At 69.1% G+C, this 223-nt stretch carries 1 pseudogene; it reads right to left on the bottom strand.

Annotated features, from left to right (window positions below):
* Window positions 1-223, bottom strand: a pseudogene (locus ACEPPI_RS41110) (hypothetical protein); the annotation flags it as partial.

Genomic DNA, 223 nt, shown 5'->3' with positions numbered 1-223 from the left:
TGTTTCAAATCCAGGCGCCGGTCCTTGGGATGCCCGTTGCAGGCGATAAGCGGGTACCGCTCGTCCTGGTCCCCGGCAGGGAAGGCGCCGTGGACGGACATGCTGGTCATGTCCCAGTGCAGCCGCGAGACGTCGATCCCGAACTCGGTGATCGCCCGGGCACCGACCGTGCCCGCGATGACCTCCAGCTTCGGAGCGATCGCGTCCGGCGCGCGGGCCAGGC

This window comes from Streptomyces sp. AB3(2024), from assembly GCF_041862025.1.
Lineage (GTDB): Bacteria > Actinomycetota > Actinomycetes > Streptomycetales > Streptomycetaceae > Streptomyces.
Note: the sequence above shows the minus strand (reverse complement) of the source record. Positions and strands in the feature narration are given on the sequence as shown.